Here is a 25,170-nt window from a genome sequence, read left to right on the forward strand (position 1 = left end):
CGAGTTCGTACTGTTGGGGTAAGGGTTCTTTTAACATGTCGAGATATCCATATTTCGATACCTCTATTAGATCAAAGACCTAGCTTAAAAGCCAGGCCTTTGTCATCAATCTGAAGCCGGGCAAGCCCGGCTTTTCATTATTCACTTAATAAGTGTTTGTTATAGCTGAGCGTATGGACCTTCCCAGCTGAAGCTCTCGCCAGCAAAGCTCACTTCATGCTTGCCGTCTTGCAGACCACCAGTTTGGTTAGATACTGCATAGGTCAGCACCTGGCCGTCAATAAGATGCAGACGAACAACAGATGCAACATCATCCATACCCACCACTTCAACGCGCTCTACTTTACCGCGGGCATCAACCGATGCTTCTACCGCTTCGTTGAAGTAACCGTGCGTTTCCAGCACGTTGGCAAACAGGTGAGATTTCGCTTTCTGGCGCAGTACGAACATTGGCTCAGAGCGTAGGTTGAAATCAGGATCGTTGGCACCCAAGCGACCGAAGATCACTTCACCCTTGTTGCCCGCAGAGCTCACCATGCTGTAGTAGCTGTTGTCATGCAACCAGCTAACTAGCGTGCTGCCTGACACTTCGCCTTGAGCAACCTGCCAGATATGCTGGTAGCCATCGCTTTCGCCCATTGGCTTCAAGCTAGCATTTGCCTGGTAGTCGAAATCGGTGCGAATGATCTGACCTGTGTGGTGTACAGGGAAGTCATACTCGTGCTCGTCTTCAGAGATCAAACGGTATAGGTCGATGATCAATGGGTTTTCGATACCGTCAACTTTCGCCAGTAGTACGCTACGCTGCATATCAACACCTGCGTAGTATTCGCGTACGATGCCGCTCATGCCCTGGAAGTCTTCGTTTTCAGTTTTGAAGAAGTGCAGTTCACCGTTACGAGATTCAGCCATTGCAGTGTTGAATTCGTTCTGGGTCTTGCGATCAACAACTACTGTGTTGTGCGCGATAGTTTGCTTACAGTAGCTCTTGTTCTCTGGAATGTAGCGACCACCGAACTTAGGCTCAACGTTTACCCAACGGCCGAAACCGTAGTCATGCAGGGTTTCGTGGCCTTTGTTAAATACGCTTAGGTGAAGGCCGTCGTAGTGACCGTGATCCAGTGCAGAGTGGTACTGGTGATCAGAACCGTGCTGACCGAACCATAGCAATGCCATGGTATCTTGATCTTTGCTGTCACGGTGACGCATGATGGTCAGGCCACCCTTGTCGCCATTAGGGCCATCAGTGACAAACAGGCTACCCCAGTTGAATGCTGGAATAGATTCTTCCTTCGCTACCGCGTCAGACAGTTTCTTACCGGAGATATGTACCCACACATCCTTCTGGTGAGCGGCCATCGCCAATAGGTTGGCGTCTTCTTCGTAACGACCGTAACACGCACTTGTCGTGATCAGAACACCTTCATCATTGATGTCGATAGTCTTAGACGAGTCGTTCAAAGCCGGTAGCGTACCGTCTGGAAAGGCCGTTGACATTACCGCATAGCTGGTTGTTTTAATCACACCATCTTTATGGGCGAAAATACCCACTTCTGGCTGACGACGCTCAATAGCTTCTGCGAACAATTGGATTGGACGCAATGAGAAACGGTGGTAGTAAGGGCCTTCCATGTAGTAGCCGTCTGGCGAGAACAGTTGAGAAAGCTGAGCCAGGAAGCCACCGCTAACGCTATCGCCTTTTAGACCGTAAAGTGCCTTATCAACGATTTCCTGGTTCTGAATTGCGTAACCACAGATACCCACACCAGCAACAGCCCATAAACCGTGGTTGTGAATGATATCGAAATCGTGCGCGTAAGTGTTAACAAACATATCAGCCATGATCTGGAACAGATCGTTTTCGATCAAGCTGCGCTCGTCGTCAGACAGCGTATGGTGAATACAGCTGTACGCACAAGACGCGTAAAGCATCCACATGTTCTCGTTCAGTGTCTGGTGGAAAATACGACCAGGGTGGTTACTGTCTAGGCTGACGTTCAGTTCCAGCTTAGGGTAAACCTCTGCATACGCTACCAGTAGGTTGCGAATGTAGTCACGGTAAGCTTCATTTTCGGTGATCAGATACAAACGGCCAGCAATATCCATATGGATGTAGTTTTGCTTGTGGCGATTGTGCTCATAACCACCACCCTCGCCATGGCCAGGTACTTCAATACCAACCGTCGCGATGTAGTCTTCCAGTTTTTCAATGTCACGGGCCAGTGCGTTGCCCATTAGGGTATCTTTACCCAGATCTTCGCGAAGGATCGCGGCTTCGTCAAAGCTAATCAGTAGTGGTTGGTACGTCATTATTTTGTCTCCTGCTCAACAGCAAGGAATCCTTTCCAGCTATAAGTCTTGTCGTTAATGATAATTCGATGTTCGGTCGTGTCAGTTACATTTGGCTGATTGCTTACCATTACAGTGAAGCGGATACCTTCCCCTTCAATAGCAACCACCGAGCCTGTCTCGTTGTGAACCAGAACGTCAATCTGATGGAGCTTGCCACGGGCATCAACAGAGGCTTCCACCGCTTCATTGAAGTAACCATGGGTCTCCAATGCCGAGGCGAACAGCAAATCTTTGCCTGTAGTTCGCAAAATAAAACTGGTTTCGTGGCGCAGGTTAAACTGCGGATCATTGGCACCAATCTGGGTGAAGATCACCTCATTGTCGGCGCTTGAACTGGTGCCAAGCCAGGTATAATAACTGCTACCCTGCAACCAACTGACCAAGGTACTCTTACCCGCTTCGCTGCGGGCAAGGTTCCATAGATGTTGGTAACCATAATTATCACCCAATGGGTGTAATTCAGAGTTTGTCTTGTATTCAAAGTCAGTACGGATGATCTGGCCTTGATATTGGTGCGAGTAGTCGTACTGGTGCGGCTTGTCGCTGGTCAGGCGGTACAGATCAATCAGCAGTGGATTTTCCAATTGGTCTGATTTAAGCAACATCACAGTACGCTGCATCCCCACACCGGGATAATGTTCGTCAGCAAAGGCACTCATCGCCTGAAGCTCAGTACCTTCGCCCATAAAGAAATGTGGTTTACCGTGGGTGCGGTCAGCACGCTCGACATCAAACTGGTTCTGACAGCCTTCATCCACCGTCACACCATTATGGTTAATCGTCTGACGGGCGTAGCTCTTGTTCTCATCAAGGTAGCGGCCACCAAACTTAGGTTCGATATTCACCCAGCGGGCGAAACCGTATTCACGCAGAACTTCTTGACCACGGCTATAAAATGCAACACCCAAGGTATCAAAATGACCATGCCCCATACCGTGCTGGCCGTAGTTCATCGAAAGTTGGCAAATGTCTTTGTCATTGCCTTGCATACGAAGGAAACCTTGCGCACCGCATGTGCCGTCAGGGCCTTCATTCAATTCAACACTAGGCCAAAGAGGCGGCTCAATATTCTCTTCGGCGTCGCACGCTTGTGACAATGCTTGCCCACAAGAGTGCATCCACACCTGATCCTGAATTTGTGCCATCCCAAGCAGGTTCTTATCAAAGCCATAACGCTTGAAGACCATGCTCACCGCGACCACGACACCGATATCGGTGATCCCCATAGATTTGGATGCATCATTCAAGGCCGGGAACACACCATTCGGATAAGCCGTCGCCAGCAATGCTTGGGTCGTTTGCTTAATCACCTGCCCTTTGTAGTTGTAAATATCCAACTCAGGCATATGGCGGTGCAGAACCTCAGCAAAAACCGCCAATGGGCGAATAGCGAAGCGATGATAATAAGGCCCTTCAATATAATAGCCCGAAGGCGAGAATAACTCCGAGAGTTGAGCCAAAAAGCCGCCGGTCTTGCCGTCACCGGCTAACCCATAAACAGCCATATCGAGGTATTTACGCTCGCCGATAGCAAGACTGCAGATCCCCGCAGCGGCTACAGCCCAAATACCATGGTTATGAATACGATCAAAATCGAAGTCGTATTTCTCTGTGGCAACGTGCAGCATCGGTTTAAACAAATTTTCAACGATGTGGTCACGTTGCGAATCGCTAAGCCATGTACTAATGCAGGAATAGCCTAAACTTGCATACATAAGCCACATGTGCTCGTTGAGCATTTGATGAAACAACCGACCAGGAGGGTTAGTGTTGCGTTGAACATGAAAGTCGAGCTGTAAGTATTTATCTGCATATTGGGTCAACAATTGCCCTGCATATTCGGCATAACGCTCATCTTTAGTGATCAGGAACAAACGGCCAGCGAGGTTAATGTAATGGTAGTTTTGCCTATGCTTATTATGTTCATAGCCACCGGCTTCACTTTGTCCGGGAACATCCATTGGCAATGCCATATATTGCTCAAGCTCAGTCTGCAGCTTCGCAATCGTTTTTCCCATTAACGACGAACTACCGATTTCTTCATGTAAATCAGCAACTTCATCGTGAGTAAATAATACTGGCTGGAGAGTAGTGTTCATGTTGACCTCTAGATTAGAGCGTATACGCACCTCTTTGATACACATAAAATAATACAAATAGGTTTTTGTTTCACTACTGTTTTGAAAAAACTCGACAGCAGTCACATTTCAGCACTCGTATTGACCTGTGTCAAAATTCAGACCTAAGCAATTGTTTATTAAAAACATAATCGCACTTTAACCCATTCTCAAAAATGAGGCGCAGAAAAATAAATTTGATGGAGGTCACGAAAACAGTCAACTTGTATTACAATATAACTTTTCAATTATTACACTACTGCCAATTCGATAAACTTAAGGCTGAAAAAGATGACCATTGATACTTTCGTAGTTCTGGCCTATTTCCTATTTCTAATCGCTATCGGGTGGATGTTTAGAAAATTCACCACCTCTACCAGTGATTACTTCAGGGGGGGAGGCAAGATGTTATGGTGGATGGTAGGTGCTACCGCCTTCATGACACAGTTTTCAGCATGGACGTTCACTGGTGCAGCAGGGAAAGCATTTACAGATGGTTTCGCCGTAGTTATTTTGTTTTTAGCAAATGCCTTCGGTTATTTCCTTAACTATCTGTATTTCGCACCAAAATTCCGCCAGCTACGAGTGGTAACAGCAGTTGATGCCATCCGTATGCGTTTCGGTAAAACTACAGAGCAGTACTTCACTTGGGCCAGCATGCCAGATAGCCTTATCTCGGCAGGTGTATGGTTGAACGGTCTGGCAATCTTTGTTGCCGCTGTATTTGACATCCCAATGGAGGCAACAATTGTCTTTACGGGTATCGTTCTGATGGCAATGGCTGTAACGGGTGGTTCTTGGGCGGTTATTGCCTCTGACTTCATGCAGATGCTTGTTATCATGGCGGTAACCATCACGTGTGCAATCGCTGCATACTTCCACGGTGGCGGTATTGGTAACATCGTTGATAACTTCCAGGGTAACTTCCTGGTAGGTAACAACTTGAACTACATCAGCATCTTCATCCTTTGGGTTGTGTTCATCTTCATCAAACAGTTCGGTGTGATGAACAACAGTATCAACGCATACCGCTACCTTGCTGCGAAAGACAGTGAGAACGCGCGTAAAGCGGCAGGTCTTGCTTGTATCCTAATGGTTGTTGGTCCTGTCATCTGGTTCCTACCACCATGGTACGTAAGCGCATTCATGCCTGATTTTGCAGCGCAGTACGCATCAATGGGTGACAAAGCCGGTGATGCTGCTTACCTAGCCTTCGTGCAGAATGTAATGCCTGCCGGTATGGTTGGCCTACTAATGTCTGCAATGTTCGCTGCGACCATGTCTTCTATGGACTCGGGTCTGAACCGTAACGCGGGTATCTTTGTTTGTAACTTCTATCAGCCAATTTTCCGCCCACATGCGAACCAGAAAGAGCTGATCATTGTTTCTAAACTAACCACTATCATGATGGGCTTCATCATCATCTCGATTGGTTTGTTCATTAACTCACTGCGCCACCTAAGCCTGTTTGACATTGTACTGAACATCGGTGCATTGATTGGCTTCCCAATGCTTATCCCTGTCCTTCTAGGCATGTGGATTCGCAAGACCCCAGACTGGGCTGGTTGGTCAACGCTAATTGTTGGTGGTGTTGTTTCTTTCATCTTCGGTCTTGCACTGAAAGCCCATCACATTGAAACCGTGTTTGGTCTAGAGCAGCCGCTAACTGGCCGTGAGTGGAGTGACCTTGTGGTTGGCCTAAGCCTAGCAGCACACGTTGTGTTCACAGGTGGTTGGTTCATCATGACTAAGTTCTTCTACAAAGGTTTGACTGTAGAGCGTGAGAAAGAAGTAGAGAAACTATTTGAAAACTGGAATACCCCACTTGTTTCTGGTGGTGACGAGCAGCAATCGCTAGATACAGCACAGCGTTCAATGCTTGGTAACCTGATCAGTGTTGCAGGCTTCGGTATTCTAGCAATGGCCTTGATTCCAAATGATCCATCAGGCCGTGGACTGTTTATTTTGTGTGGCTCTATCGTACTAACGGTCGGTATCTTGCTGGTGAGTGCTTCTAGAAAAAAGCCTGAAGCCGCAGCCGAAACGAGTGCGGCTTAAACAATAACATCAGCAAAGGTTGAGCCTTTGTACCCTACTTTCATTTGTAAAATTTAAATACATTATTTTCGGGAGAATCACACAATGTTTTTCGATATCAATAACACTCCGTGGGAAGATCTAGGCGATGGCATCCAACGTAAAATCGTTGGTCACACTGAAGATCTAATGGCTGTACACCTAATCTTCGCCAAAGGCGCAATCGGCCACCCACACGCCCACGATATCCATGATCAGATTGGCTACGTGGTAGAAGGTAGCTTCGAAGCAGAAGTTGACGGCGAGAAGCGCGTGCTGAAAAAAGGTGACGCATACATCGCTAAGAAGCTAGCGGTTCACGGTGCGGTAGCACTAGAGGAAGGCAGCATCCTTCTAGATATGTTCTCACCTGTTCGTCAGGAATTTTTGAAGTAATTACCCTTATGGGAAGGTCACCACAGTGCCCTTCCCATCACCTTTTTCCGGAGTATGTATGGCTACAATGAACATTGCCATTCTTGGCGAGTGCATGATCGAACTGCAACAAGCCAATGACCAACTAACCCGTAACTTTGGTGGTGATACCCTTAACACAGCGGTATACCTATCTCGTCTGACCAAATACCATGATATCAACACCACTTACGTAACAGCCCTAGGTAACGACAGTTTCAGTGATGAAATGTTGGCAGCTTGGAACAAGGAAGGGATCAATACTGACTTGGTGCTACGCCTAGAAGGTAAACTTCCTGGCCTTTACTACATCGAAACCGACAGCACTGGCGAGCGCAGCTTCCACTACTGGCGTAACGATGCAGCAGCAAAATACCTGCTTGAACAAGAGCAAAGTGCAGATCTGCTGAACAACCTAATGGCTTTTGATGCTATTTACCTTAGTGGTATCAGTCTAGCTATCTTAACGGCCGAAAGCCGTGAACAGCTATTTACTTTCCTTGAAGATTTCAAAGGCAAAGGTGGCAAGGTATTGTTCGACAACAATTACCGTCCAAAGCTATGGGCCTGTGTGAAAGAAGCACAAGAAGCCTACCTTCGCATGCTATCCCTTACTGACATCGCACTACTGACGTTTGATGACGAGCAGCTGTTGTTCGGCGATGAGACACTCGAAGAGTGTATCGAACGTACCCAAGGTGCCGGTGTAACAGAGCTGACTATTAAGCGTGGTAAAGACGCTTGCTTGGTTGTGACCAGCGAAGAGAACGTATATGTTCCAGCGCTAGTGGCTGAAAACGTTGTCGACACGACTGCGGCAGGTGACTCGTTCAGCGGTGGCTACCTAGCCAAGCGCTTCACTGGCGGTTCAGCGACTCAAGCAGCTCATGCAGGTCATCAGGTTGCCTCGACGGTTATCCAATACCGCGGTGCTGTTATCCCTGCCGACGCAATGCCAACGATTTAACACACGATACTAAGTGAGAGTAAAGAATTATGAGTAACCTAAACGACAAACTAGCTGCGTTGAAAGTAATCCCTGTTATTGCTATCAAAAACGCTGAAGATGCAATCCCACTAGGTAAAGCCCTAGTTGACAATGGCATGCCTTGTGCTGAAATCACTTTCCGCACAGAAGCTGCTGTTCAGGCTATCCGCAACATGCGTAAAGAATTCCCTGAAATGCTGATCGGCGCAGGTACTGTTCTAACTAAAGAACAAGTTGACGAAGCTATCGATGCTGGCGTTGATTTCATCGTAAGCCCTGGTTTCAACCCAACGACTGTTAAGTACTGTCAGGAAAAAGGCGTTGCTATCGTTCCTGGCGTTAACAACCCAAGCCTAGTTGAGCAAGCAATGGAAATGGGTCTACGTACCCTGAAGTTCTTCCCTGCTGAGCCTTCTGGCGGTGTTTCAATGCTTAAAGCACTTACTGCGGTTTACCCAGTTAAGTTCATGCCAACTGGCGGTGTTAGCCTTAGCAACATCGACGACTACCTAGCTGTACCGTCTGTACTGGCTTGTGGCGGTACGTGGATGGTTCCTGGTGACCTTATCGACAACAAACAGTGGGATGAGCTAGGTCTGCTAGTGAAAGACGCTGTTGCCAAAGTACAGTAATTGCTCCACCCCCGATGAATTTTCTGATTTTAGTCGATCATTTTGATTTTTATTAGTTATTTGCCAAAGTAACTACATTAACGGATCCATTTGCCCTAGCGATATGCTGGGGCTTTTTTTTATCTAAAAATAGGCAAACAACTGACAACCCGCTGTGATACCAATCTGGATAAGTGTTTGATCAAATATTTATGTAGATTGGTATAAGATGTATTATCTCGAACTGTTCTTTAACTATGAATTTTAACTAACAGGCGGGCGGGGGTATTGATAAACGTCAGGCGGTGGTCTGTTCAACATTTCGGTGGTGCGGTAAAGCTCCATGTATTGACGGTTCATGGGCGGCTCGGCATGGCTGCGTGTAAACATACTACTTTCACAACCCATTAGGGCCAAGAAACCGCATCCCCCCAGGAGTGCTTGCAAATATAACCTCGTGCGACCCCACGGCTTTGCACTTACGGTTGCCAGACGTTTCATCAGATGCTCTCACTCAGCAGATCACATCTTAACTATAAGTCAGATTCTCACTTTCTGGAAAGCAATAGAAAACAAGCTATATTGAAAACCGCTTCAATGTAAAGGATGAGGGGCGGCTCAGGCCCCTAGAAAAACTTAGCGGTGGTTAGTCGTCAATTCATAGTGGTGCATGTCATACACCTCTTCCAACCGCGGTTTCGACGGGCCGAAACACTTTATCATCAGTGCCAACAGCAACTCACCGGTGGCAACCGCATCAATCAAGGCACCGTGGCTAGGGTACTCCGGTAGGCCATAGCGCAGGCGGATAGAAGACAACCGGTAGTCCCCTTCTTCACGCATGTGCCGGTTGGTCACCAACATTTTCTCAATCAGCAAAGTATCAAGCCATAATATTGGTGGCATAGCCATATCAAAACGATTTTGCAGATAATGTTCGATAAAAGACTTTTCAACCGTCAGCCCATGGATCAACACAATCTTGCCTGCCATTTTGGCAAACAACGTTTCCATCGCCTCATCCAATGCCAGACCGGTTGTCAGCATTTCTGGGGTAATCTGATTGATAATCGCTGATTGGGCATTGATGCCACTGCTGTCTTTAATATAAGTTTCTTCACAACTGCTAAGGTTAAGCATCCCTTTCTGCATCTCGACATAGCCAATACTCAAGATCTGATCTTTGTCAGGGTTAAGCCCTGTCGTTTCAAAATCGAGGCAAAGAATATCGAGATCCAGCATAGAGGCATCTGGCGTGGGCAAACTCCCCTCAAGCAGTTGGATAACCGGCCCATCCGACGCTTGGGAAGCATAAGCATCTCGCCATTTTGTTTGGGCTCTGGCTAAACGGTTTAGTGGTTTAAAATACGACAACATACGTTTCATTATTCTGGATTTCCCCTACGGTACTTCACTTAGGCTTGGCTGAAACGCAACTTCACTGCATCCTGATGTTCAGCGATAATGCGGAACGCATCCTTGAGGTGCTTACGTTCGAAGCTACCAAACATATCAGGAGAAATATGGTTATCCGGCACGTCACCTTTTTTCAGAGCCTGAAGTTGATGGCTATAACGCACCCGGGTAATAAAACGGTAGGCACCAATGATGTCCTTAAGGCTTTCTTCACTCAAGCTGCCGTGATCAAAGGCATATTGGAAACGCTCTTCAGTACCTGTCAGAGTGCAACCTACCGACAAACTATAGATCCGAGCCAAATCGACGATCAGGTTCAGAGCATACTTTTTGATATTGAGGGTATTGCTTTGCTCGCCATTCTTCTCCAACACAAACTTATTAAAAATCCCGAGCGGAGGCTGGTTAGCAACGGTATCCTTGGCCAGAATACTCAAGAAAGTGCTGTTCTCGCCCAGTAGGCTCATCAGGTGCGCCTGCAACTCTTCAGAGAGCTCAGTTTGACCATGAATAGCCCTCACTTCCAAGAAAACCGTAATATTGAGCAGTCGCTCATACTCAGGGTTTTCCGCCCACTTCGAGTAATAGGTTTTCCACACAGACAATGGCTGGCACCACTTCTGAACCGATGCCATGAAGTTGCCGCTACACAGGCTATAACCACAGGCATCCATCCACTTGCAGACATCCATTGCCAGTAGTTTGAAATACATACGCTGATCGCCTGTCACATCATCAGATAAAATGATGGCATTGTCCTGATCGGACAAGGCATGAACCTCATTGCGGGCGTGGGAGCCCGCAACCACCCAAGCATATTCACAAGGTGGTGGGCCCATCTTAGCTTCCACCAATTGCAAAATACGGCGATTAAACGTATCCATGAGCATCGCCATTACCTGACCGATGATCTCCGAGCCGACATTACCCTCGATCAAGGCTTCAAAAATCGCCTGCCGCTCTGGCGCCAACGCCACCAGCTCTTCTAATGAGTCGGTATAGTTAATTTTTTCGATCAGGAAGATCGCTTGCACTCGGTGCTTCTGCACCAAGTGGGTTGTTGTTACCACCCCGACCACTTGCCCTTCTTTTACGACGGGAAGGCTGCGGACATTGTGCTGCATCATCAAAGAGGCTGCCTTCATCACCAAGTCATCCGGCGCAACCGTGAGCGGATTGGGGGTCATCACTTCTTGGATCTGTCGGCTGGGATTCACACACTTTGCCAGTACCCGCTTGGCCAAATCGCGATCGGTCATAACCCCGACAATTGTATTGCCATCCTTCACCACAGCAACTGGCGACGGCGTTTCAATTGTCATCCGGTAGGCTGCCTGCTGGATCGACATTGTTGCCGGAACAACAGCGACCCTATCGCTAGCAACCTCTGCGACGGTTTTGAAGAACAACCCCTTTTCATCATCCGACCACACTACGCTCAACGCTGATTGAATGCGAACTTGCGCTTGAGCGGCAAAGTGCTGGGCATATTCCGGATAAGAACGCAGGATATGCTTGAGCTTGCCATGGGGGATCAAATACAGCAGGGAGTTCTCCATCGCTGTCGCCGTATAAGCCATCTCAGCTTTGCTACTGTCCCCTTCTGTTTGCAGGAAACTAAAGCCGAAGATATCTTGCTCACCCAACTTGGCCCGAAGCACCCCATCGGATTTGCGCTGCTCCATCGCACCAGTGCGGATGATATAGAGGTAGCACTCTTCTTGGTCGGTCGAGAAAGCAATACGCTCTCCCTGCCCTAGATAATTAATTTTTATGCAGCCTGCGATTTTTTCGAGGCAGTCCTGAGGCAACTTATCAAAGGGGTCGACATGGGTCAGAAATTCAATGATGTTCGGTAACAAGGTGTGAGACATGGGCGCTATCCGGTTGGGGGGAAATGATCGTACTGAGCCAATCCGAAGATAAGCCGTCAACGAGAAATATAATAATACAATTGGATGTGTTTCGGAAATGCAAGTCTATGCTGTGACGCAACTCTACGCCACGGATCACAGCAAAGATAATCTTTATAGGAATACCGGAGAAGATGACGCTCACATGCAGGATAACGTCTTGACGGATATAGGCGATTCACAACCTGCAGCATAGTCAATTCGACCACACCGATTCAGCACATTACGCTAAGGTCGTTACTGACGCACGAGCAACCAGTCGACCAGCAACAGCAGGGGGCTGTTCAATTTGCTGAGGCTTTCCTTCGACGATGCTCTGTACCCGCTTAAGGCAATCATCAATCAATGATTCAGTCGGATAGCTGATACACGTCAGAGGGGGATACAGCAAACTCGCCAGTGGCGAGTCTTCCAAACTGATGATCGATACTTCCTGCGGTACCGCGATATTGAATTCTCGCATCAGGCGCATTGCCTGGGCAGCATAGCTATCTCGTTTTACCACCAAAGCCGTGTATTTGGTAAAGCTGTTGATCAGTGCCAGCAACCCTTGCTCGACATCGTTTTTGGCTTCCACCACCAGCTGGCGATTGAATGGAATTGAAAGATTTTGCAGCGCACTGCGATAGCCATCCAGCATCTGTTGGCTGGCGGCCTCCTTGGCATCATCGACGAGCAGGGCAATGTGACGGTGACCTTTACCAAGCACATAGCGGCAAGCACTTTCGGTGGCAAAAGCATAGTTGTAGCCGCTGACAATGCTGCCTTCGATAGACACGTTATCGAAGTGGACCACATTGGCGGGCTGAGGACCTACCGATGGCGCGCCCATTACGATGATCGCTTCACACTGATCTTGCAGCTCATCAATGACCCTGCGTTGATCGTCAGCATCACTGGCGTAGTGCAGCAACATGAATTTATTGAAAGACTTAAGACCTTTGGATAACAATGGCAGGTAGTTTGCGATATTGGTTGCCTCGGCCGATGGCAACACGACACCGATATAATGTGAAGCTTGCTTCGCAAGATTCTGCGCAGCAACGTTCGGCCGGTAGTTCAACTCACCGACGGCTTTTAACACCGCGACTCGGCTCTCTTCCTTTACCCCTCGCGTACCACTGAGCACACGGGAGACCGTGGCCTTAGACACATTGGCGAGCTTTGAAACATCAGTAATAGTTGCCATTTTCCGTACTACATTGTTGTTACCCCAAATTCCCTACTGCACCTGACAAGCTGATTGCCCGTCAAATAGCAGCACATCTTTATCATACCATAGCCCCTACGACATACACTCAGCAGCACTGAAAATTCTCTTTTATCTCGGGTAGTTTCCGCTGGTTTCCAAAACTAACGGAAACACGCTGCGAGGCGACTGAGAACCAAGAGCCTTTCAGGCGTCCTCAGTATGCATTACGAGTAACCATGAAGGAACGTTATTCATCGTGAAGTATTTGGGTGAGAGGGCTCATTAACCACCCTCTCTTATTTGTTGCTCACTGGACCTTGCGGTGCAATTCAATGAGCTCTGCGACCAACTCTTTGGCCAGCATCGAGGTCATCAGGTGGTCTTGAGCGTGAACCATAATCAGTGTCATTTTGGTTTTGCCTTCACCCTCATCTGCTTCAATGAGCTGGGTCTGTACCAAATGGGCTTGGTTGGCAAACTCCTGAGCTTCCTTCATTAGACCCTCGGCCTCAGTGAAGTTACCCTGCTTGGCATGGCGTAGCGCTTCGTAACAGAGGCTACGAGACTGACCAGCATTGATGATGATGCCCATGACCTGTTCTTCTAAATCCATCTTAACTCTCCGCTTTGTTACAGCCCTGCCATCTAGCCGCAGGGCTGGGTTTTATTCGCTAAAACAATTGATTGTTTTCTTAAATACTTGCTTTGGCTTATCTGACATTACGCTGTTACAGGTTCGCCTTGAGCCGCTTCTTCTTCCGCGTTATTCGCTGCTTCTTGCTCAAGCAATTGCTTTTCGTAAGCTTTTAGGAAAGGCATGTACATCAAGACCGCTGATGCCATACAAAGCAAACAAAGAACGACAGGACTGAATGACCAGTTCGCCGCCCATGAGGCACCGATAGGACCCGGCGTTGTCCATGGCGTGAGTGATACCACGCGAGCAACCAAGTTAAGGTCAAGGGCAATATAGGCCAGCGTTGCATTGACCATAGGAACCAACACAAATGGTAGGAAGAACAGTGGGTTCATAATGATTGGCGCACCGAACAAGATAGGTTCGTTGATATTGAACATACCCGGTACCACACCCATTTTACCGATTGTACGAAGATGAATGGCTTTACTACGTAGTAGCAGGAAGGCCAGTGGCAAGGTCGAACCCACGCCACCGATCAGTAGGTAGTGATCCCAGAAGCCCTGAACATAGATGTGCGGGATAGCTTCACCCGCCGCCATTGCCGCTTGGTTAACAGATAGGTTCGCCATCCAGAATGGGTTCATGATACCAGTCACGATCAGCGCGCCGTGGATGCCAGCAAACCATAGGATCTGACACACAAGCACAGACAGTAGAAGTGCAGGCAAAGTATCGGATGCAGAGACCAAAGGTTCAACCAAAGCCATGATCGCCTGTGGGATGATCATACCTGTTTGCGACTCAATAAACAGGTTCAGTGGGTGCAGGGTCAAAATCAGCACCAATACCGGAATCAGGATTTCAAACGAGCGGGCAACACCGGTCGGGACCTGAGGGGGTAAGCGAATAGTGATGTTATTGCGTTTAAGGAAGGCATACACCTCGGTGGCATAAATCGCCACGATCAGCGCGGTGAAAATACCCTGGCCCGAGAAATACGCAGTGGAAATCATGCCATTTTCAAGTGGTGCCGCCACCAACATAAATGCCATGAACGACAACATACCTGTCGTTAGCGGATCAAGATCGTGGTGCCGCGCCAAACTGGCGGCAACCCCGACCGAGATAAACAAGGTCATTATCCCCATGCTGAAATTAAACGGTAGCATCAAGGTTTCAAAATGTCGCTCGGAAAAGTCCAGCCATGCGCGGGCAAAGCCCCAGCTCGTATCTTGTGAGAACGGAGGAAATATAAACACCAACATGAATGAGCCAACAATCATGAAAGGCAGTGCAGCGATAAAACCATCACGTATAGACGTAACATATTTTTGTTGTCCGATGGCGCCAGCCATTGGGGTGATTTTTTGTTCAATCACCCCGATTAACTTGTCGTATAGGGCACTCATAACGATTCCTTTATTGTTGTCGTTTGTGATTAACCGTCAATTAACGACAGGGCAAAATCCAACACCTTGTCGCCCTTCTGCATGCCGTAATCCATCATGTTAATTGGCTCAACCTTGATGCCATGGGCGTCAGCTTTCTTTTGTAAATCCGGCTGCATGTATTTCACCTGTGGACCAAGCAAAACCACTTGATAATTACCCACCTGCTGATCAAATTCTGCGGCACCATAAGCCTGAATCTCAGCAGCCAAGCCACGCTTGTCCGCTTCAGCGACCATTTTTTTCACCAACAAACTTGTCGACATACCTGCAGAGCAACACAACATAATTTTTTTCATTTTTAAGTCCTATCCCGAATGATTTAGAACTGAAATATACGCCCAACGGAAAACCCAGGAAACCGGTTTCCATGCGGTCCATCTCTATTTGTGAGGTCGATCACCAGAAAACCCAGAATGTTCTGGCAAAATGTGATCCGTTCAATATTCAGAACGGAAACTGTTTCCAAAGGATTAGCAAAACCTATGAACATTCAAGTAATGAATGTCGCAGCTAGTGTTATCGAACAACGTATTTCACCACTGGCAAACTGGCTGACACGCAGTAATCACATAACCGCTTTGAGAGATGGCTTTTCATTAGCCATGCCGTTTGTGATCGTCGGTAGCTTGTTAGTGCCCTTTATCTTTCCGCCATTTGCGATCAACCAAACCAGCACTTTCGGTCAACTCTACCTCACACTAAGACCCCTTCTCGCCCCCACATTCGAGCTGACTATCGGCTTAATTGCGCTGATTATTGCCTTTGGTTCCAGTGCCAGTCTGGCCAAGCAATACCAGATCCCTGAGCGCTTATCCGGCCTCACCGGCTGTTTGGCTTTCCTGCTGTTTATTGGTTTTAGCGGCAGTGCCATGCCTAATGTCTATCTTGGAGGTATGGGGATCTTCACCGCTTTAATATCAAGCACTTATTCAATTGAAATTATTAGGTTTTTCTATAGTAAAGGCTGGTATATCAGCCTGCCTGATGAAGTACCGATCATGACCCGCAATGGCTTTAAGCTGATTGTGCCGCTAATGTTTATTCTGCTCTCCATCAGCATTATCAACGCCTACCTACAACTGCATACCGGTATGATTCTACCGGAGCTGATTGCCGCCGCCTTCCAGCCATTAATCGTCGCTTCCGATACCCTGACGGCTGTACTCATCTCACTGGTTATCTGCCATTTACTGTGGTTTATCGGTATTCATGGCACGTTGATCATCACCGGGATTATGAATCCGTTCTGGATGACTTATCTGGTTGAAAACCAACAGGCCCTTGCCAGCGGTGCCGAACAATTACCGCATATCTACATGCAAGGTTTCTGGGACTATTACATACTAATCGGCGGTATCGGCTCGACCCTGCCACTTATTTTCATGGCAATGCGAAGCCAATCTAAACAACTGAAGTCAGTGGGCAAAATTGGACTCATCCCATCGCTCTTCAACATCAACGAACCGATATTGTTCGGCTTTCCGATCATCATGAACCCGCTATTCTTGATCCCCTTTGTCGGCGTACCATTGGTCAATGCATGTGTTGCCTGGTACCTCACCGACATCGGTGTTCTCGACAGGATGGTAGCGCTGCTACCCTGGTCAATGCCGGCGCCACTGGGCGCGGCATGGGCTGCTAACGGGAGCTGGAAGAACATGTTCATGTGCCTCTTTGCGATATTTAACTCATGGATGATTTACCGCCCATTCTTCAAGGTCCATGAAAAGCAATTGATTGAACAAGAAGCCCTGCGTCAGCGATAAGTCCTGTGTGCCAAAAATAAGCCCTACACCAGCAATAAAACGCTTTACCCCATCCAAGCCGCCTGATCTGAGCGGTTTTTTCGTTTAGATCAAAATCACAAAATCAACGATACCCTACCTGTTTTTTGTGACCACTCTCATCCTATGGAAACCGGTTTCCGTCTTAATCTATATTTTCTCAGCCTATGCCAGTAGATTGCTCCAGCAGAACAACTAACAGGCAGGACACTATGACAACGTACACTTTCCCGGAAGGTTTCCTGTGGGGAGCAGCAGCATCGGGTATTCAAACTGAAGGCACAACCAATCAAGTCCACCCGTCTATTTGGGATACTTGGCACCAGAGCAACCCTGAGCGTTTCTTCAAGGAGATCGGCCCTACGACAGTTTGCCAAACCTACGAGCGTTACCAAGAAGACGCTGCACTGATGAAAAAGATCGGCATGAACTCATTCCGGACATCGATTCAATGGTCACGCCTGATCAAAGATTTCGAAACGGGTGAAGCCTGCCCGGATGCAGTCGCTTTCTATCATGCCTATATCGATGAAATGATCGCCAACGGCATCACACCGATGATCAACCTCTACCATTTCGATATGCCCGCTCAGCTACAAGATCAGTACGGCGGTTTTGAGTCCAAGCACGTTATCGAGTTGTTCGAGAAGTTTGCCCGCACTGCATTCAAACACTTCGGCCATAAGGTCAAGCACTGGATCACCTTCAACGAGCCGATTGTGCCAGTTGAGGGCGGTTACCTGTATGACTTCCATTACCCATGCAAAAAAGACGGCAAGCTAGCCGTACAAGTTGCTTTCAACATCATGGTGGCCCATGCCAAAGCGGTATTGGCGTACCACGATATGAAGTTAGATGGTGAGATTGGCGTGGTATTGAATCTCACCCCTTCCTACACCCGCAACGACAGCGATGCTGACCAGGAAGCCGCATGGTATGCCGATCTGCTGTTCAACCGCAGCTTCCTCGACCCTATGGTGAAGAACACCATCCCAGAGGAGTTGTGCCAGATCCTGCGTGATAACGACATCATGCCTGAATTCAGCACCGCAGAAATTGATGAAATCAAATCTGCTGAGGTCGACTTCCTTGGCGTCAACTACTACGTACCACGCCGCGTCAAAGCCCGAGAAACCGAATACACACTGGACTACTTCACGCCTGAGAAGTACTTCGAAAATTACATTAACCCACAAGGCCGCTTCAACCCTTACCGCGACAACAACGAAATCCTACCAACCGCTATCTACGATATCGCCAAGAATATCCAGGACAACTACGGCAACATCAAATGGTACCTGGCCGAGATTGGTATTGCGATGGACTTGGAATCGGAAGGACCCGTTAAGGAAGACGGCATGATTGACGACAGCTTCCGTACCGAGCTAATGAAAGAGCACTTCATTCAGCTCCATCGCGCGATGGAAGATGGCGCTAATTGTTTCGGTATCCACCAGTGGACTTTTATTGATAACTGGTCATGGCTCAACTCGTTCAAGCGTCGCTACGGCTTCTACCGATTAGATTTAGAAACCGGTGACCGTATCCCTAAACGCCACTCTGTTTGGTTTAAAGAATTGGCAACGACCAACCAATTCACCGTGTAAACCGCCCCCTCGTTCGACCTTGCTTGAATGAAAAATAGCCCGGCAATGTGCACACTGCCGGGCTTTTCATTTCATGTAGCGTAATTATCTAGCAACACATATCGTGGTTAGGATTCTGATGCTAACGCTTGCTGCGAGGCTTGTTTTTTCTTGGCGTACCTAACGGCAATACCCACCAGCATGACCACACCACACAAGCCATATACCTGCATGCAAGTCGGGTCGTCAGAGACAAAGCCAACCTTGCTAAACATAATGTAAGCGCCCAGTACCATATATAAAATGACGGCTGATGCTTCGAAGCGGAACTCCCAAGGCGTCACATCCATGCTCTCATTAACTGGCATAACATAGTCACTGTTACGAGGAGCAAAATGGCCAATCACGAACATCAACACGGTACAAACCACAAACAAAATAGCCAGTTGATGCAAGAAGTGCAGCGGCGTTTTGAAAATAAGCTGCATTGAAGCATAGGAGCTAACAAAAACCACTAGCGCCACTTTTGCCGCAATCGCCGGAACACGTTTTGAGATATAACCGACAAAGACAATGGTAAAGATTGGCACACTAAAGAAGCCCGCCACCATCTGTAGGTACTGGAACAGGCCCTCAGGGGCATACATGATAAACGGTGCAATACAGATAGCGACGATCGCAATCACCACTCCAAATACTCGGCCTTTAGCGACCAATGCTTTGTCGGACATACCTTCTTTGGCAAAGATCGGTTTGTAGACATTCAAGGCAAACAGCGTAGTCGAGCTATTCAGTACCCCATTAAACGTCGACAGGATGGCACCAAACATTACCGCGACAAAGAAACCCACCAATGGCTTAGGCAGCACTTCATTAACCAAGCGGGTGTACATGGTATCAGGATTACCCGCATCGGCACCAAACAGGTGAAAAGCAATGATCCCCGGAATAATCAGGAACAGTGGTGAGATCACCTTGATAGCACCCGCCCAGATCACCCCTTTCTGACCTTCTTTAAGGTTTTTCGCCCCTAGCGCACGCTGAATAATCGACTGATCGGTACCCCAGTAGTACAGGTTGACCAAAAGCAGGCCGGTAAACAAGGTCGAGAACGGCAGTGGATCACTGGCTGAGCCTACTGACTCCAGCTTTTCAGGCGCGGCATACAGAAGGATATCTAAGCCTTCACCGAAGCTGCCACCGCCAAGGGCAAACAAGCCGAAAACAGGGATCATCAAGCCGCCAATAATCAGGCCAACACCATTGATGGTATCAGCTATCACCACCGCTTTTAGTCCACCGTAAATGGCATAGAAGAAGCCCAGTAAGCCGATGGCTGCACTGATCAACGCAATGGCCTGGAATTCAGAAATACCCAAAATAGACTCGATATCAAAAATGCCAGTCAATACCACTGCGCCAGCGTACAAAGTGGTCGGGAGAATATTGATAATGTACTGGCACAAGAACAGCAAGGTCACAAACTTCTTCACGCCCAAGTCATAACGGCTTTCCAAGAAATCAGGTACCGTGGTGATCCCCTGCTTGAGGTACCGAGGTACCAAATACAAGGCGATCAAAACCAGTGTTACCCCACTGGCAACCTCCCAGCCCATCACCGACATATTATGGGTATATGACTGGGCGGACATCCCGACAAAACTGGTCGCACTAAGATTGGTCAAAATGAGTGACGAAGCAATCAAACCACCGGCCAGAGAGCGGCCGCCGAGAAAAAAGCCATCGTGTGAGTCATTCTTCGAGTTCTTTACTTTGCTGTAGGTAAACCAAACCACAAAGCCAGTGAACAAGAAGAATGAAATGAGTGTAATTTCCATCTTTCAGTTCCTTTTGTTTGGCGGCACCTTTAGATGCCACCGGGTATGTTTTAATCTTTTTGTAGGTGTAGGATCAGAGCTGATTCGGGATCGAGGATCGGTAAAATAAGCCCGATTTCCATCAAATTATCTCCCCGGAGATGCAGGGTTTTGCCAAGCCATGCTGGGCGGTGTTTCATCAGTTGGAAAGAGGTCTGTGGCATCTCGACTATTTTGACTGAGTACATTGCCTCTGGATCCAAACAGTTAAGGCGTAAAGGTGCTGGCAATGCGTGGGTCGGCATCGCGCGTTGGCAAACTGTGATCAGCATTTCATCCTGATGTTCAACGCCATAGATATACTGACGCTCATCGGCCGGATCAATTTTGAAAGCTCGTCCATTGTGCAGTAGCGATCGGAAGCTCTTGTGAAGTTCGATATAACGGGCAAAGGCTGCTTTTTCTTCCTCGCCAACCTTGACCGGATCAAGCTCTACGCCCATGTGGCCTTGCAGGGCGGTTACACCCCGCAGGTTGATATTGTGCATCCGATTGGTCGAGTGACACTCTGCTGGACCGATATGTGCCCCCATCACTTCAGGCGGGAAGAAGTAGCTCATACCACGCTGTATCGTCTGGCGCTCAAGTGCGTCATTACAGTCAGAGGCCCAAAAACGGTGAGTACGCTTGAGAACTTCAAAATCGATCCTGCCACCGCCGCTTGAACAAGATTCAATTTCAACCTTAGGGTGTTTGCTTCGTAGCTGATCGAGCAGGGCATAGAATGCCTGAGTCTGTCCCCTGACCGCTGGTTTACCTTCATGGGCCGGTTGAACCAGTTCGCGGTTCATGTCCCACTTGAGATAGCTGATCTGGTAGCGGGACAACAAGTCATCCAAGCGATTAAACAGATAATCAAAGCAGTCAGTATTTTGCAGATCGAGTACATATTGCCAGCGACCCGACGGTTGCTGATAGCCATCGACACCCAGTACCCAATCAGGGTGGGCACGGTACAGGAGGGAATCCTGGCTCACCATTTCAGGCTCAACCCACAGGCCAAACTCCATGCCGCGATCAATCACATGTTGAATGACCGGCTCTAGGCCGTTCGGGTACTTAGTTTCATCCAGATACCAATCGCCCAACGCTGCTTTCTCACCATCACGGCCGATGAACCAGCCGTCATCGATAATAAAGCGCTCAACGCCCATTCGTGCCGCTTCGCTGGCCATCTGCATGATGTAGTCAGGATCATGATCAAAGTAGATCCCTTCCCACGTGTTAAGGTGAACAGGGCGAGCTTGCTCTGGGGTAAATGCAAGGATGTTTTCGCGAACATAACGATGGAAGCGCTCGGAGATCCCATTCAAGCCAGCGCTACTGTATGTCGCATAAAGCTCAGGGGTTGAATAACTTTCATGCGGGGCCAGTGCCACTTCACCGGAAAACAACAACTCGCTGGCTTGAATAAAACGGCGGCCATCACTACGTACATCGGCACGCATACGGTGGTTACCGCTCCAGGCAAAATGGAACCCCCACACTTGTCCTGATTGCTCCGTAAACCCTTTAGCACCAGCAAACAGACCTGGGAAGTTTTCATGGGATGTACGGCCACGGCGGTTTTCCTGCACAAAGCCACCATGTTCAAACGCAACACGGTGGGTCTGGAACTCTTGGCACCAGCGGCCATGGAACGTCATCAATTCATTGGCGTGATAAGGGACAGGCAACGTACAGGCTAACTTATCCAGAGAATAGGCTTCATCACCCAAATTCTTAATGGTGAGCTTTTGACGCAACACGTCACTGCTCACATCCAATTCAAACTCAACATTCAACTGCAGCAAGGCCACGTCATCCACCAGTTCGAACACCACCTTCTGACCATCACAGTGATAGTTTTCCATGGTAAACACTGGAGCGAAGTCACTGCCTTGGCGATTGCCTTCCAAGCCCGGCGCATTGAAATGCCCTGCTCCTAGTTCAGGACACACGGTCAAGGGTACATCGACATCGAGTCGTGCTTGGCTGACAGGACGCTCGGTCGCAAGAAACAAATCTTCATCAATGGCGGCAACCTTGTTACCCCAATGGATAATTTCCGGGATACGCCCTAACTTAAACACCAAACTCAGGTTCTGGCTTTGCAAGTGAAGTAATTTTGTCATGGGTCTCTCAAAATTGTTTTCGATAACATTTACAGACAAACTAAGCCAACAAACCCTCCCTGCAAAAGTGAATAGCGGCTAAAATGTGATCAAAGATCCTTTTCCAAAGCCCACAACGTGAGACCCATCACTAAATGTTTTCGAAAACACAAAGACAACAAAATGTCTTTCCTCGTGTTCATGGTAAAATGCTTTTGATGATAAAAATGGATGGCAAGCAATGACTGCAACGTTTAAAGATGTCGCCCGTTTGGCTGGCGTATCCACCCAAACAGTATCCCGAGTAACCAATGGGGCAGAGAATGTGTCGAACAAAACCCGGGAGAGGGTTCTTGCCGCTATTGATGAGTTGGGTTATATCCCCAACAAGGCAGCACAGGCACTCAAAGTTCAGAATAAAATCATTGGCTTAATAACCCTGGATATGGCGTTGCACGGTGCTGCGATGATAGCCAACGGCGTACGCCAACAAGCCCATGAGGCGGGATATACGCTGGCAATATCGGCGGTTGATGATCTAGAAGATCACGATATTGAAAGTGCCGTCAGAGAGCTGATTGCCCAGCAAGTTGAATCCATCATCATCAATGCCCCTGTTTCTGCTGAGCTCGCGACTGAGTTAGTTGGCAAGTACACCAAGGTAAAATTGCTATTCATCGACGTCTCTCAAGACACGCAGGTCAATGCGGTCTGCAGTGCCAATGAAAATGGAGCGAGAAAAGGCGCGGAACTACTGATAAAGCAACAGCGAAATAAACCGGTTTTTCTGACAGGCCCACATATCTCCCACGCTTCGCAACTGAGAACTCAGATCTGGCGTGATGTGTTTACCAAACAAGCATTTTCCGTTGTCGCTGAGCTGGAAGGGGATTGGTCTGCCGCCAGCGGATACCAAGCGATGCGCCGGGCGATCATGCAAAACCGCGACTTCGACAGCGTCTTGGTCGCCAATGACCAAATGGCACTGGGAGCGCTGCGAGCATTGAATGAAATGGGTATTGAGGTGCCAAGCAGTGTCTCGGTGATCGGCTTTGATGGTACCGAGGACAGTGAGTTTTTCTCCCCTCCCCTGACAACCATCAAGCAGGACTTCACCTTGCTTGGCCAGACCGCAGTCAACAAGTTACTGGCCACAACATTTGACCACGTTGATATCACCCACATTGACGTTAGCTTAATTGAGCGCGCCAGTACTGCGCCACGCGATCAGGATAGCGGAAGTATCGATCAGGCAAGAAAACTGCTCGATAAAGCACTGAGGTTACTCGAACACTGACTTCTCCCCGCCCTAAGCAGCTTCGCTGCCACAGGCGAGGGTTCTTATATCGCTACAAGAACAATTTCTAGCTCAACACGCTTTCACTAGACTGGATTGCTCCAATCCCCGATCCAGTCGCTCCCTAGACTATCCCCGCCAGTCCGGCGGTTTTTATATTCTGTGCTGCATTGATATCACGATCATTGGTGCGTCCACAATCGGGGCAGTCCCACTCACGGATATCAAGCTGCATTGATTCATGTACAAACCCGCAACCATTACAACGCTTTGAGCTAGGAAAGAAACGGTCTATCTCTGCGATAGTGCGTCCAGCCCATTCCGCTTTGTACTTCAATTGACGGACGAACTCGCCCCATGAAGCATCAGCGATATGCTTTGCCAGTTTTGGATTGCGGATCATATTCTTCACAGCTAGAGATTCGACGCAAACGACTTGGTTATCGTTAATAAGTTTGCGAGACAACTTATGGAGGTTGTCTAATCGACTATCAGCAATTTTTGCATGTAGACGTGCTACTTTCTGGCGTGCCTTATTGCGGTTCTTACTGCCTTTTTGTTTCTTGGCTAGTTTACGCTGTAGGTGTGCCAGTTTCTTTTCGTAGCGTTTAGTGTGGCGAGGGTTATCGACTTTCTCACCGCTATCTGTGATGAACAGGTTATTTAAACCCAAATCAATGCCAACCGTCTTAGCGGTTACAGGCATTGGTTTAGATTCAAACTCGCAAAGCATCGACACGAAGTATCGGCCAGCTTTGTCTTTTGAAATGGTGATAGAGCTAGGTTCACTCGATAGTTCGCGTGTCCAGCGAACATCGAGTGGCTGCTTTGATTTGGCAATGAACAATTGACCATTACGATATTTAAAGGCGGTTTTGGTCAGCCTGATTGATTGGATTGCTTGTCGTGTTTGGATTTGAACTTTGGGTACTTAGCTCGTTTATCCCAAAAGTTTTTGAATGCTTCTTGCTGATCTCGTAGTGCTTGCTGAAAGATGACGCTCGATACTTCTTTAAGCCACTCAAATTCTGTTTTCAGAGGCACTAGGCGTTTTTCTAGAACTGAATGAGCAATAGACTCGCCTTTCTCGTAGTACGCATCTGTGCGGTACTTGAGAGAGTTATTCCAGACGAAACGACAGCATCCAAACGACTTTGTTAGTAGTTCGGTTTGCTGCTCATTTGGATAGAATCTTTCTTTGTATGCTCGTTTCATTCTGCAAATCCTACAGAAAGAGTTAGCTTTTGTAAAGACACCGCTTCGCGGTATGCGCTTGTATCCCCGCCCTCATCGTTATATATAGTAACTTAAAAGGTGTATATTGTGTATTAAGGCAGAGAAATCTGCCTTTTTTTTGCGTAAG

19 protein-coding genes are annotated in these 25,170 nt (G+C 48.0%); 7 read left to right on the plus strand and 12 right to left on the minus strand.

Translation table 11 applies throughout. The features are described from left to right. Nucleotides 1-159: 159 nt before the first annotated feature. Together NHN17_RS20420 and NHN17_RS20425 are read right to left on the minus strand one after the other, a co-directional pair. Nucleotides 160-2,310, minus strand: coding sequence for a heparinase II/III domain-containing protein (locus NHN17_RS20420; protein ID WP_255044477.1), 2,151 nt, complete (start codon nucleotides 2,308-2,310; stop codon nucleotides 160-162). Further along, nucleotides 2,310-4,451 carry a heparinase II/III domain-containing protein gene (locus NHN17_RS20425; RefSeq protein ID WP_255044478.1) on the minus strand — a complete coding sequence of 714 codons (2,142 nt, stop codon included), beginning with the start codon at nucleotides 4,449-4,451 and terminating at the stop codon, nucleotides 2,310-2,312. The genes NHN17_RS20420 and NHN17_RS20425 overlap by 1 nt, the downstream gene beginning before the upstream one ends. Before the next feature lie 309 nt (nucleotides 4,452-4,760). Here NHN17_RS20425 and NHN17_RS20430 point away from each other — a divergent pair, with 309 nt between their 5' ends. The 4 genes from NHN17_RS20430 (at nucleotide 4,761) to NHN17_RS20445 (ending at nucleotide 8,579) form a co-directional block, all read left to right on the plus strand. Further along, complete coding sequence (locus NHN17_RS20430) at nucleotides 4,761-6,527, plus strand: sodium:solute symporter family transporter (RefSeq protein WP_255044479.1); 1,767 nt, start codon at nucleotides 4,761-4,763, stop codon at nucleotides 6,525-6,527. A gap of 84 nt (nucleotides 6,528-6,611) precedes the next feature. Beyond that, nucleotides 6,612-6,941 (plus strand): cupin domain-containing protein, encoded by a 330-nt coding sequence (locus tag NHN17_RS20435; protein WP_255044480.1) that lies wholly within the window; start codon nucleotides 6,612-6,614, stop codon nucleotides 6,939-6,941. A gap of 58 nt (nucleotides 6,942-6,999) precedes the next feature. Further along, on the plus strand, nucleotides 7,000-7,926 hold the full coding sequence (kdgK, locus tag NHN17_RS20440; RefSeq protein WP_255044481.1) for a 2-dehydro-3-deoxygluconokinase: 927 nt from the start codon (nucleotides 7,000-7,002) through the stop codon (nucleotides 7,924-7,926). Nucleotides 7,927-7,955: 29 nt separating this feature from the next. After that, nucleotides 7,956-8,579 (plus strand): bifunctional 4-hydroxy-2-oxoglutarate aldolase/2-dehydro-3-deoxy-phosphogluconate aldolase, encoded by a 624-nt coding sequence (locus NHN17_RS20445; protein WP_255044482.1) that lies wholly within the window; start codon nucleotides 7,956-7,958, stop codon nucleotides 8,577-8,579. A gap of 615 nt (nucleotides 8,580-9,194) precedes the next feature. Here NHN17_RS20445 and NHN17_RS20450 read toward each other — a convergent pair. From NHN17_RS20450 to NHN17_RS20475, 6 genes are all read right to left on the minus strand, one after another. Continuing rightward, entirely contained in the window at nucleotides 9,195-9,944 is a 750-nt protein-coding gene (locus NHN17_RS20450) for a 3'-5' exonuclease (RefSeq protein ID WP_255044483.1), read from the minus strand. 29 nt (nucleotides 9,945-9,973) lie between these two features. After that, nucleotides 9,974-11,848, minus strand: a complete 1,875-nt coding sequence (locus tag NHN17_RS20455) for a DUF294 nucleotidyltransferase-like domain-containing protein (RefSeq protein ID WP_255044484.1) — start codon at nucleotides 11,846-11,848, stop codon at nucleotides 9,974-9,976. Nucleotides 11,849-12,110: 262 nt separating this feature from the next. Further along, the gene (locus tag NHN17_RS20460) at nucleotides 12,111-13,076 is read right to left on the minus strand and encodes a LacI family DNA-binding transcriptional regulator (RefSeq protein ID WP_255044485.1); all 966 of its coding nucleotides are present in this window, start codon (nucleotides 13,074-13,076) and stop codon (nucleotides 12,111-12,113) included. 310 nt (nucleotides 13,077-13,386) lie between these two features. Further along, on the minus strand, nucleotides 13,387-13,692 hold the full coding sequence (gene chbA / locus NHN17_RS20465; protein WP_255044486.1) for a PTS N,N'-diacetylchitobiose transporter subunit IIA: 306 nt from the start codon (nucleotides 13,690-13,692) through the stop codon (nucleotides 13,387-13,389). A gap of 107 nt (nucleotides 13,693-13,799) precedes the next feature. Then, the gene (locus tag NHN17_RS20470) at nucleotides 13,800-15,128 is read right to left on the minus strand and encodes a PTS sugar transporter subunit IIC (RefSeq protein WP_255044487.1); all 1,329 of its coding nucleotides are present in this window, start codon (nucleotides 15,126-15,128) and stop codon (nucleotides 13,800-13,802) included. Between the two features lie 29 nt (nucleotides 15,129-15,157). Beyond that, nucleotides 15,158-15,466, minus strand: a complete 309-nt coding sequence (locus NHN17_RS20475; RefSeq protein WP_255044488.1) for a PTS sugar transporter subunit IIB — start codon at nucleotides 15,464-15,466, stop codon at nucleotides 15,158-15,160. A 186-nt stretch (nucleotides 15,467-15,652) separates the two neighbouring features. Between NHN17_RS20475 and NHN17_RS20480 the strand changes: the two genes are divergently transcribed. Together NHN17_RS20480 and NHN17_RS20485 are read left to right on the plus strand one after the other, a co-directional pair. Continuing rightward, complete coding sequence (locus NHN17_RS20480) at nucleotides 15,653-16,936, plus strand: PTS sugar transporter subunit IIC (protein ID WP_255044489.1); 1,284 nt, start codon at nucleotides 15,653-15,655, stop codon at nucleotides 16,934-16,936. Between the two features lie 230 nt (nucleotides 16,937-17,166). Next, entirely contained in the window at nucleotides 17,167-18,561 is a 1,395-nt protein-coding gene (locus NHN17_RS20485; protein WP_255044490.1) for a glycoside hydrolase family 1 protein, read from the plus strand. 107 nt (nucleotides 18,562-18,668) lie between these two features. Here the strand turns inward: NHN17_RS20485 and NHN17_RS20490 are convergent, their stop codons facing one another. Both NHN17_RS20490 and NHN17_RS20495 read right to left on the minus strand, forming a co-directional pair. Beyond that, nucleotides 18,669-20,378: a solute:sodium symporter family transporter gene (locus NHN17_RS20490; protein WP_255044491.1), complete on the minus strand. Its 1,710-nt coding sequence runs from the start codon at nucleotides 20,376-20,378 to the stop codon at nucleotides 18,669-18,671. A gap of 50 nt (nucleotides 20,379-20,428) precedes the next feature. Then, nucleotides 20,429-22,531, minus strand: a complete 2,103-nt coding sequence (locus NHN17_RS20495; protein ID WP_255044492.1) for an alpha-galactosidase — start codon at nucleotides 22,529-22,531, stop codon at nucleotides 20,429-20,431. 220 nt (nucleotides 22,532-22,751) lie between these two features. Between NHN17_RS20495 and NHN17_RS20500 the strand changes: the two genes are divergently transcribed. Then, nucleotides 22,752-23,807, plus strand: a complete 1,056-nt coding sequence (locus NHN17_RS20500; RefSeq protein ID WP_255044493.1) for a LacI family DNA-binding transcriptional regulator — start codon at nucleotides 22,752-22,754, stop codon at nucleotides 23,805-23,807. A gap of 124 nt (nucleotides 23,808-23,931) precedes the next feature. Here NHN17_RS20500 and NHN17_RS20505 read toward each other — a convergent pair whose 3' ends face one another. Both NHN17_RS20505 and NHN17_RS20510 read right to left on the minus strand, forming a co-directional pair. Further along, a complete protein-coding gene (locus NHN17_RS20505) occupies nucleotides 23,932-24,654 on the minus strand; it encodes an RNA-guided endonuclease TnpB family protein (protein ID WP_255044494.1) in 723 nt (240 codons plus the stop codon). 32 nt (nucleotides 24,655-24,686) lie between these two features. Continuing rightward, nucleotides 24,687-25,022 (minus strand): helix-turn-helix domain-containing protein, encoded by a 336-nt coding sequence (locus NHN17_RS20510; RefSeq protein ID WP_255044495.1) that lies wholly within the window; start codon nucleotides 25,020-25,022, stop codon nucleotides 24,687-24,689. Nucleotides 25,023-25,170 lie beyond the last annotated feature (148 nt).

This window comes from Photobacterium pectinilyticum (genome assembly GCF_024357955.1).
In the GTDB taxonomy this organism is placed as follows: Bacteria; Pseudomonadota; Gammaproteobacteria; order Enterobacterales; family Vibrionaceae; genus Photobacterium; species Photobacterium pectinilyticum.